The organism is Scytonema sp. NUACC21, from assembly GCF_054684315.1.
In genome coordinates this window covers 111,429-120,082 of record NZ_BAAFZH010000079.1, presented here as the reverse complement: position 1 = coordinate 120,082, position 8,654 = coordinate 111,429, and the positions used below count along the sequence as shown (strand labels likewise).

Annotated in this window: 11 protein-coding genes; 2 read left to right on the top strand and 9 right to left on the bottom strand. The window is 42.3% G+C overall.

Annotation, left to right across the window (positions count from 1 at the left end; genetic code table 11):
• Nucleotides 1-40 precede the first annotated feature (40 nt).
• A complete protein-coding gene (locus ACYRY3_RS17685) occupies nucleotides 41-748 on the top strand; it encodes a M15 family metallopeptidase (RefSeq protein WP_460202923.1) in 708 nt (235 codons plus the stop codon).
• A gap of 56 nt (nucleotides 749-804) precedes the next feature.
• Here the strand turns inward: ACYRY3_RS17685 and ACYRY3_RS17680 are convergent, their stop codons facing one another.
• The 6 genes from ACYRY3_RS17680 to ACYRY3_RS17655 form a co-directional block, all read right to left on the bottom strand.
• Complete coding sequence (locus ACYRY3_RS17680; RefSeq protein WP_460202922.1) at nucleotides 805-1,278, bottom strand: TspO/MBR family protein; 474 nt, start codon at nucleotides 1,276-1,278, stop codon at nucleotides 805-807.
• A 95-nt stretch (nucleotides 1,279-1,373) separates the two neighbouring features.
• Nucleotides 1,374-1,847: a TspO/MBR family protein gene (locus ACYRY3_RS17675; protein WP_460202921.1), complete on the bottom strand. Its 474-nt coding sequence runs from the start codon at nucleotides 1,845-1,847 to the stop codon at nucleotides 1,374-1,376.
• A gap of 247 nt (nucleotides 1,848-2,094) precedes the next feature.
• On the bottom strand, nucleotides 2,095-2,772 hold the full coding sequence (locus ACYRY3_RS17670; protein WP_460202920.1) for a response regulator: 678 nt from the start codon (nucleotides 2,770-2,772) through the stop codon (nucleotides 2,095-2,097).
• A 24-nt stretch (nucleotides 2,773-2,796) separates the two neighbouring features.
• Nucleotides 2,797-3,708 (bottom strand): GTPase Era, encoded by a 912-nt coding sequence (gene era, locus ACYRY3_RS17665; RefSeq protein WP_460202930.1) that lies wholly within the window; start codon nucleotides 3,706-3,708, stop codon nucleotides 2,797-2,799.
• 494 nt (nucleotides 3,709-4,202) lie between these two features.
• Nucleotides 4,203-5,348 (bottom strand): succinylglutamate desuccinylase/aspartoacylase family protein, encoded by a 1,146-nt coding sequence (locus ACYRY3_RS17660; protein ID WP_460202919.1) that lies wholly within the window; start codon nucleotides 5,346-5,348, stop codon nucleotides 4,203-4,205.
• A gap of 252 nt (nucleotides 5,349-5,600) precedes the next feature.
• Nucleotides 5,601-6,239 (bottom strand): histidine phosphatase family protein, encoded by a 639-nt coding sequence (locus tag ACYRY3_RS17655; RefSeq protein ID WP_460202918.1) that lies wholly within the window; start codon nucleotides 6,237-6,239, stop codon nucleotides 5,601-5,603.
• A gap of 35 nt (nucleotides 6,240-6,274) precedes the next feature.
• Here ACYRY3_RS17655 and ACYRY3_RS17650 point away from each other — a divergent pair, with 35 nt between their 5' ends.
• Nucleotides 6,275-7,672, top strand: coding sequence for a carotenoid oxygenase family protein (locus ACYRY3_RS17650; protein WP_460202917.1), 1,398 nt, complete (start codon nucleotides 6,275-6,277; stop codon nucleotides 7,670-7,672).
• Nucleotides 7,673-7,739: 67 nt separating this feature from the next.
• Here ACYRY3_RS17650 and ACYRY3_RS17645 read toward each other — a convergent pair whose 3' ends face one another.
• The 3 genes from ACYRY3_RS17645 to ACYRY3_RS17635 form a co-directional block, all read right to left on the bottom strand.
• Nucleotides 7,740-8,042 carry a hypothetical protein gene (locus ACYRY3_RS17645; protein WP_460202916.1) on the bottom strand — a complete coding sequence of 101 codons (303 nt, stop codon included), beginning with the start codon at nucleotides 8,040-8,042 and terminating at the stop codon, nucleotides 7,740-7,742.
• 49 nt (nucleotides 8,043-8,091) lie between these two features.
• Nucleotides 8,092-8,253 carry a hypothetical protein gene (locus ACYRY3_RS17640; RefSeq protein ID WP_460202915.1) on the bottom strand — a complete coding sequence of 54 codons (162 nt, stop codon included), beginning with the start codon at nucleotides 8,251-8,253 and terminating at the stop codon, nucleotides 8,092-8,094.
• Between the two features lie 153 nt (nucleotides 8,254-8,406).
• Entirely contained in the window at nucleotides 8,407-8,652 is a 246-nt protein-coding gene (locus tag ACYRY3_RS17635; RefSeq protein WP_460202914.1) for a hypothetical protein, read from the bottom strand.
• Nucleotides 8,653-8,654: the final 2 nt, after the last annotated feature.

Here is an 8,654-nt window from a genome sequence, read left to right as displayed (position 1 = left end):
TGACCAATGACCAATGACCAATGACAAATGACCAAATCAAATGAGACCCTATCATAAAGTACCGATTATTGAATGTAACGAACCGTTGGTAGAGATTCCCTTACACTTATTTGTGGTGGAATCTCCCCATCCCTATGAAAAATTGGGTGCTCCTTATGGCGAGATCTCCCCTTATTTTCTCCGTAAAAGCGTTGTTGAGAGGTTGATAGTAGCTCAAAATTATCTCCAAGAAGTACGCCCTAAGTGGTACATCCAAATTTTTGATGGCTACCGCCCTGTAGAGGTGCAGCAGTTTATGGTGAGTTATGCTTTTGCCCAAGCCTTACAAATGAAAGGGCTGACTGAAGCTGAGTTATTACCGAACCAACGTCAGGAAATTTGGGAAGAAGTTTATAAAATTTGGGCTGAACCCAGTTTGGATGAAAAAACCCCACCACCTCACAGTACGGGCGCAGCTGTTGATGTTACGTTAGTTGATGATCGGGGAGAAATTGTCAATATGGGTTCAGCGATTGATGAAATGTCACCAGTATCGCTCCCCGATTACTTTGCTGCGTTTTCGACTCCAGAGGCACAACACTATCATGCTTATCGCCAACTCTTGTGCAGTGTTATGGAAAAGGCAGGATTCAAGCGCAATCCCAGAGAGTGGTGGCACTTCTCCTTGGGCGACCAGATGTGGGCTTGGCTCAATAATGAAGCCAATCCCGAACAGCCAGTAGTTGCTCGTTACGGGCGTTTATTGTAGCTACATTACTTGTTCAAAATAGTACCAACAACCTACGTGCAAGCAGCCGTCAATTATTAAGCATCTTGAGGATTAAGTTGAATTAACTCCTCTGTTGTATAAGTTCCTACTGGGCTCCAAATTAGATAGGGTATGAGTAATAAAGCTGCCAGTCTAGAAATGGGCAAAACAGCGATTGTGAGGAGCACACCCAGGATAACGCCAATCGAGCCAATGACTTCTCCTACTCTTAAACTCCGCCACCTTAACATGAGTGGAATGTAAGCGATAGTAATAATTTCCAGTAGGAGATACAGACCCATCAGCAACCAGCTTGTCAAGCTTCCTGGTTGATTTTGCCAAACAATATTTGCGGAAGCCGCACCACAAATAAAAATAAAAGTCCAAATCAGGGGAATCAGTGGTTCAAAAATCAACCATCGAGGACGAGCTAACCGTGCAAACCACTTGACATCACGAGGCGTTATGAAAAAACTACCAACTGCAATTAAAAAAGATACAGCCCCAATTACCATCCAAGATTTAATCATTGCTAATATACCTTTTTAACTATTTTGTCAATAGATACAAAGCAATTTTGGCAATTGAGGGCATGAATTTAATCAGTCGTAGGTTGGAATATTGTTTAAACGTCCAACGGGTTGAGTTCCATCATTTTCCAAGTGGTGTAGGTGCCAATTGGGGTCCAAATCAAATAAGGAACGATGAGCAGTGATGCCCAACCAGAAACAGATAAAACTGCCAGTGCTACTATAATGCCTTCAATAAAACCCGTACCGCCGATAATTGTCCCTGCTCTAAGACTGCGGAGTCGGAGCATAACAGGATTAAAAGCGACTGTAATAATTTCCAAAAGGAGGTATAAACCCATTAGTAACCAAGTTGTGGTTGTTCCTGGGTTTTTTTCCCAAACAATATAAGCTGACCAAGCACCACAGATAAAGACTACAGTCCAGATAACTGGAATCGCTGCCTCGAAAGTAAGCCATCTCGGTCTTTGCAAGCGTTTGAACCACTTAATATCATCAGGAGTAATGATGTTAGAAGCTAATGCAACCAGGAATGTTACTCCCCCTATCACCATCCAAGATTTGATCATGCCCCTTTTATCCTTTGCGAGGCTCGCATATTACGTTTCTTAGCTCAATTTTGGCAATTTCTTGGTGAATAGCTCATCATTCCTGAGTTTGATAAAGGTCTACAAACGATCGCGATTTTCATGAGATGTCCTTATCATTTAACAAATACTAGTGGAGAAGAGTTAAACGATATATAAAGCTAAGTTTTGTTAACGGAACTTTGGGCAATAATATCGATATTTGCCTAGATATGTACTTTTCGTTTTGTTAAACCAACCCAGTACGCAGAGCGACAACTGCTGCTTGCACGCGATCGTCAACAGATAGTTTATTCATAATTCCCCGTACGTGAGTTTTGACAGTATTGGGGCTGAGGTAAAGCTTTTCAGCAATCTCTGGGTTGCTGTATCCTTCTACCATCAGTTTCAAAACTTCTAACTCGCGCTGAGAGAGATTTGCTGTATTTTCACTTTTAGAAGGCGGTTTGAGATTATCAATCACTCGTCTGGCAATTTGGGGATCTAAGTAAGTTGCACCTTCAACAGCAGCCGCGATCGCTGCTAACAAACGTTCTACACTTGCCCCTTTGATACAATATGCATCTGCTCCACTAGACAAAGCAGCAATAATCTCCGTGTCTGTTTGATGAGAAGTCAGCATCACAACGTGAGTTTCTGGAAGTGCTGCCTTAATTTGCTGTGTTGCTGCAATACCATCTAGACGTGGCAAACCAATATCCATAACCACCAAATCTGGTTTTAGTTTCAGTGCAGCCTGCACACCTAAATACCCATCTTCTGCCTGTCCTACGATTTCTATTTGGGAATGAGCCATGAGTGACTGTTCCAGCCCCAGTTGCATCATGGGGTCATCTTCTACAATGAGAACTCGTAGGGGAGGAGCATCGAGTGGCAGATTGAGAGGAAAGGTATTATCTAAAGACATTTCTATGAGTTCTTGCTGTGATTTTTATTCTTCAACGCGATACCCCAATTCTGCCAAGCGGGTACGAGAGTGACGCCATTTCGGTTGCACTTTGACAAACAGCTCTAAGTAGACTTTACCAGCAATTAGCTTTTGGATTTGTTCGCGAGCTGCGCTACCAATTGCTTTTAGCATTGTTCCACCTTTGCCGATGAGAATGCCTTTTTGGGAATCGCGTTCTACGTTTATGGTAGCGAGCACGCGGGTAATAGTTAGAGTCTCCTCCACCATGTCTATTCTAATCGCCACTGAATGGGGAACTTCTTCACGAGTTAACAGCAGAATTTGTTCTCGAATCAATTCACCCATAATAAAGCGTTCCGGTTGGTCGGTAACTAAATCGGGGGGGTAGTACAGTGGTCCCGGCTCTAATTGTTTAATAAGTAAGCTTTGCAGTGCTGACAACCCCACACCAGTCTTGGCTGAGAATTTGGCTGTTTGCCACTGAAGCGACTTAGCCAATTGGGTGTAACTGTCATCTATTTGCTGAGACTCTGATGGTTGTTGGTCAATTTTGTTCAATCCCAAAATCACTGGCGTTTGACTGCGATTGAGCAAATCGGCAATATAGCGATCGCCCGTTCCACACACAGTCGATCCATCGACCACAAACAACACCACATCCACAGATTCAATGGCTATTTTTGCATTCTCGACCAATACCTCTCCCAATTGATGATGAGGTTTATGAATTCCTGGAGTATCTACGAAAATCAGTTGTGCTTCTGGAGTCGTTAAAATGCCTCGCAATCGATTGCGTGTTGTTTGTGCCACTGGTGATGTGATGGCAATTTTTTGTCCTACCAATTGATTCATCAGCGTAGATTTACCGACATTAGGGCGACCGATAATGCCGATAAAACCTGACTTAAACCCTGGAGGAGCCTGTGGAATCATCAATTCTCCTGAGCCAGAGAAGATGTCATTTTCATTACTATTCACTCTTAGGCTCCACCATCATCTTGTACATTTGAAACGACTGACTTTTTTGCCAACTTAGAATAAACATAAAATTACCCTGGCATTTTTCTCAATTGCCTTTGCTTAAAGTTTAACAATCTTAGGGGAATATTTGTGCTGTCTGTGGTTGGGTCTAGAATCCGCTTGCTACTCATGACGACTATAGAGGAGTACAAAAAGTGAACGGTGAAAAACGGGTAATTACTACGTTTTACTACGTTTTACCAACTACTCGTTGACTTTATAAAAAATTAAGTGAGCCAAAACCACCCAATCAGAGATACTACGCGTAGCGTAGTATCTCTAATGTACTTTAGGCGGTGGATTACGCCTTGCAGCAAGCCACGCCAGTCGCCTCAACAGAGGAAGCCTCGCACGGCGCTGGCTCCTAATCGGTCAAGTATCCACCTCGACCACTGCCTAGTTTGAATTCAAGCAGGAAAAGATTGCTCAATCATACCCAGTACAAACTCACCTTCATTGACTGCATGATTTGTAGAAGCATCGAAAATAAGCCCATCTTGTTCGGCAAAGACATCAATCGTAGTAGGTAACTTTCCTTCTTTATTGAATTGCAAAATTTGATACAATCTCTGTCCTGCTTTTACTGAATTTCCCAATTCGACTTTTGATTGAATCATTCCACCTGTTGGTGCATAATATTTTTTAACTTGGCTTCTTGCGTTAAAAATCATTTTATGATTTGTCGCTTTTTCTCTGGGAATGTTAGCAATTTCCAACACACCTTTCTGTACTAAATAATTTTTCACACCCCTAACACCTTTCGTAACTGAATCTGGGTTCATTTGCATTCCCGTACCGAGTTCAAGCGTCCAGGCTTCCACATCAAATCTGATTTCTCTACCCAGCCGTTGGAAACATTCTTCCAGTGCTAACCAAGGTTTGATAAATGCTTCATCAAAAGCATCACCATCATATTTATCAAGTAAAATTCCAAATGGAAGTAAAAAATATTTTGCGCTTTCTTCTCGGTGGCGGAAGTAATAAAGGTAGTTTAATCCTTGATTTGTGTGACTGTGTAAGTCAATCAAGTAATCGCTATCAATGCTAAGATACTGCAATTGGTAACGAAACTTTTTTGTATAAGATACACTGCTAAAAGAACTAATTTTTTCTAAAAGATTGGTAAAATTTTGCCCGATAGCATTTCGATATTTCTGCTTTATAAATTCTGTGTCTACCTCAATTTGAGATTGGGCAAATTCCATCAAATTATCGGAAACCTTTTCATAGTCCCAAAATATACGGTTCCAATCTTTGGCTTCATAAACACAGTAACGACCTGAAGAAAAAACGTGCGATCGCTGATTTGTACTCATGGGATTACAAACAGGAACCAGCCAAATTTCCCCAGTTAAATCTGTATCATTTACAGATAAAAAAAACTCAATCAATTCGTAAATAACAGCATTACCTACGATTTCAGCACCATGCAAATTAGATTGAATATAAACTTTTTTACCGGGATGAGCACCAATAAATTTGTAGACTTGAAGGGATAGGACATCACCTGAAGCCATGTGACGCAGGGGAATGTTTTCAATATTTGGCAGCATAGCAGTATCCGTTCAATTTAATAATTTTAGAAGGTCTATTGAGCAGGCATGGATATAAATTGGGCAGGCGAGACGCCCACCCCACAAGATATTAGTCCTTTTCGGCTCTAAAATTACCAATTTTTGTAGGATGGGCAGTGCCCACTGGAGGATGAAGCATTTAGTACACCGTAAACTCCATCAATAAATTGAACAACTTCTCTCAATCTATCAACCTATTTTTCATCCTTTATCCTTTATCCTTCATCCCTCTCAAGTGCCTGGTAAATGGCGCAATCGCTCATCCAAATGAGTGCGATCTGCCAAAGCTTTCAACAACGGACCATGCGAACCAAATTGTACAATACTTACCGAACCCACCGGGCAACCTAAACGGAACCGAAAGCGACCCACATCAATTCCTAAAAGACCGCATAATATAATTCTGATAGTTGCCTTGTGAGAAACAATTAAAACATTGCCATCACTGTAACACTGTTTGATTTCTTCAATGACCTGTGTCGAACGGGATGCTATGGCAACTGCCATCTCTCCTCCTGTAGGCGCATACCAAGCAGGATCTGCTAACCAGCGAATATAATCATCATGGAATTCCGTGCTAACAGTTTCTGGCGATTTTCCTTCCCACTTGCCATAATTAATTTCTTTTAAGCCATCTCGCAGTTCTGGGTTCATCCCTATCGCATCACACAGAGGTTTTGCAGTTGCTACGGTACGTTTCATTGGACTGCTAAAAATCGCTGTCCAGGGAGTGGATTTGTACGCAACAGCAAAAGCCTTTGCCATTTCCAATCCATCAGGGGTGAGATCTGGATCGATAGAACCACAAAACATGTTATTACGGCTGCAATCAGTCTGTCCGTGACGGAGGAAATAAAGAGTTAGGCTCATAGTGAACGCATTTACTTCAGCTAGGGACAGACATAATGGTAACAACAAGAGTTAACCCTTTTCTCAGCGATAACTTTGCTCCAGTGAAAGAAGAAATCACTGCGAACAACCTGCAAGTCAAAGGTAAGCTACCAGAGGATATTTCAGGAATGTTCCTACGAAATGGACCCAATCCTCAGTGGGCACCCATTGGACAGTACCACTGGTTGGATGGTGATGGAATGTTGCATGGGGTAAGGATTAGCAACGGCAAAGCAAGTTACCGCAACCGTTACGTGCGAACCAAGGGATGGAAAATAGAGCATGAGGCGGGTAAAGCTCTCTGGACTGGGTTTGCAGAACCATTACAAAAGGATAATGCTTACAGTGGTTACAAGAATACTGCCAACACTGCTCTGGTCTGGCATGGCGGTCAACTACTGGCACTATGGGAAGGAGGCGCACCTCATGCCATTAGAGTGCCTGAGTTAGAAACTATTGGCGAACATACCTACAATGGCAAGTTAGTGTCTCCTTTTACTGCACATCCTAAAGTAGATCCAGAAACGGGGGAAATGATGTTCTTTGGCTACTCGTTTGCACCACCGTACCTACAGTACAGTGTCGTTTCAAAACAAGGTGAATTGTTGCGGACAGTCCCCATTGACATACCAATGGCAGTCATGATGCATGATTTTGCGATCGCGGCAAATTACACAATTTTTATGGATTTGCCACTGACCTTTAGTGTAGAGCGGGCGAAGCGCGGAGAACCTATGATGATGTTTGAACGGGACAGACCAAGTCGCTTTGGTATTGTTCCCCGTCATGGTGACAACAGCAATATTCGTTGGTTTGAATGTCCTCCTTGCTATATTTTCCATACCCTCAATGCCTACGAGGAGGAAGATGAAGTTGTGCTCATCGCGTGTCGCATGAATTCTACGACTGTCTTGGGTTCTGATAATACACAACCCGATCCGGAAGCCGATATTCCCCGCCTGCATCGGTGGCGTTTTAACCTGAGCACTGGTAAAGCAAGGGAAGAGAGTTTAGATGATGTTGCTTCAGAATTCCCCCGCATAAATGAGAATTTGTTAGGGCAAAAAACGCGATACGGGTACACTAGCAAATCCGCCAAGAGTTCCCTACCTTTGTTTGAAGGTATTATTAAGTACGACTTTAACACTGCAATGTCCCAAGTTCATGAATTTGGACCGGGGCGTTATAGTGGTGAAGCTGTTTTTGTTCCCCGTCCCAGCGCAACTGCTGAAGATGATGGCTGGCTTGTGGCTTTTGTCCGCGATACCACTGAAGATGCTTCTGAATTAGTTGTGGTAAATGCTCAAGACATGACAGGTGAACCAGTCGCACGAGTGGTTATTCCCCAGCGAGTGCCTTATGGATTTCATGGGGCTTGGGTTTCTGAGGAACAATTGAGCAATTCTATGTAGAAAATTACGTTTTTTGTAGAGACGCTTCAAACAGCGCGTCTCTACACCTTGTTTTTGATAAAGGTTCTCATCTTATCTGAACCGTGTGTTTTTTGAGTTTTTCATGACTGAAAGAGGGTGACGCAATTTCTAATATCCCATCTAAGTAATTAATGTGGTAATGAACATTTTCTGACAGTTTGACTAGCAGTGCCTCATAAATTTCCCAACTAACACCACTGGTCGTAAACCGCTCCTCTGGATCTGAAATACAAGCAATTTCTTCTGAGTTAATCAATTCTTTAGGATTGGGAACTATTGTTGCTCCTATTAATTGCGGGTTTGAACTACCTACAAGCTCAATTTTCTCCTTGACTTTATAAGCGTACAAAATATTTTTCTTAGGATTCTGTTTCTAGAGTATTCCGTGCAGCCCAAATTTATTCGCGCAAATCTCCAGCACAATTTTCACCTGTCACCTTGGGCCAAATAATCTCAAATTGGCTTTCTCCCAATAGCTTGAGCATTTGCCTAAAGAAAGAAACCCTGCTCTTTCTCATTAAGAAACCGGGTTTCCAAGCTGGTGCTAAACCAAAAAACATTTCCCTACCCCCTGCATCATGGAAAAATTTACCTGAAAAAATTGTCTGAGGCCGAGATTTAAGGAAACGCAACAAGCTTGTAGGGGCAAACAGTTGTTCATCCCTACACTCAGGTCTTGTTCAAGTTCATGGAACTTGATATTTCTCATGTCGTCAAACAAGATAACGACTTTGATAGTAAGTCAAAATTTGCTGCACTCGTTGTCGGCTTTGCAAATTAGAGCTTGGGATGTACTCAATGCACAAACCACTAACTTGGCTTTGATTGTAATCAAACTCTTGGGATGTCTGGGGAATCAAACTAACTTCTACCCCATCCACCTGACGCAAATGAGCTGCTATCTCTCGGTAAACTGCTAAAGGTAAACCAGCAAATTCGATTTTTTCTTTTGTCTCCATCT

Bases quoted from the DNA above. Each gene is read 5' to 3' on its own strand.
- ACYRY3_RS17685 (WP_460202923.1), top strand. From the start codon at position 41: ATGAGACCCTATCATAAAGTACCGATTATTGAATGTAACGAACCGTTG.
- ACYRY3_RS17680 (WP_460202922.1), bottom strand. From the start codon at position 1,278: ATGATTAAATCTTGGATGGTAATTGGGGCTGTATCTTTTTTAATTGCA.
- ACYRY3_RS17675 (WP_460202921.1), bottom strand. From the start codon at position 1,847: ATGATCAAATCTTGGATGGTGATAGGGGGAGTAACATTCCTGGTTGCA.
- ACYRY3_RS17670 (WP_460202920.1), bottom strand. From the start codon at position 2,772: ATGTCTTTAGATAATACCTTTCCTCTCAATCTGCCACTCGATGCTCCT.
- era (WP_460202930.1), bottom strand. From the start codon at position 3,708: ATGATTCCACAGGCTCCTCCAGGGTTTAAGTCAGGTTTTATCGGCATT.
- ACYRY3_RS17660 (WP_460202919.1), bottom strand. From the start codon at position 5,348: ATGCTGCCAAATATTGAAAACATTCCCCTGCGTCACATGGCTTCAGGT.
- ACYRY3_RS17655 (WP_460202918.1), bottom strand. From the start codon at position 6,239: ATGAGCCTAACTCTTTATTTCCTCCGTCACGGACAGACTGATTGCAGC.
- ACYRY3_RS17650 (WP_460202917.1), top strand. From the start codon at position 6,275: ATGGTAACAACAAGAGTTAACCCTTTTCTCAGCGATAACTTTGCTCCA.
- ACYRY3_RS17640 (WP_460202915.1), bottom strand. From the start codon at position 8,253: ATGTTTTTTGGTTTAGCACCAGCTTGGAAACCCGGTTTCTTAATGAGA.
- ACYRY3_RS17635 (WP_460202914.1), bottom strand. From the start codon at position 8,652: ATGGAGACAAAAGAAAAAATCGAATTTGCTGGTTTACCTTTAGCAGTT.